Here is a 286-nt window from a genome sequence, read left to right as displayed (position 1 = left end):
AGGAGCAAAGCAGGGGAACTTCGGTCCTTGCGCTATCGGATGAACCCATATGGGATTAGCTAGTAGGTGAGGTAATGGCTCACCTAGGCGACGATCCCTAGCTGGTCTGAGAGGATGATCAGCCACACTGGGACTGAGACACGGCCCAGACTCCTACGGGAGGCAGCAGTGGGGAATATTGCACAATGGGCGCAAGCCTGATGCAGCCATGCCGCGTGTATGAAGAAGGCCCTAGGGTTGTAAAGTACTTTCAGTCGGGAGGAAGGCGTTGATGCTAATATCATCA

1 rRNA gene is annotated in these 286 nt (G+C 54.2%); it reads left to right on the top strand.

Annotated elements, in window-relative coordinates:
* Positions 1-286 (top strand): 16S ribosomal RNA (locus SJ312_RS23415); the annotation flags it as partial.

The sequence above is a fragment of the Providencia sp. CIM-Carb-044 genome (genome assembly GCF_033901115.1).
Lineage (GTDB): Bacteria > Pseudomonadota > Gammaproteobacteria > Enterobacterales > Enterobacteriaceae > Providencia > Providencia hangzhouensis.
Note: the sequence above shows the minus strand (reverse complement) of the source record. Positions and strands in the feature narration are given on the sequence as shown.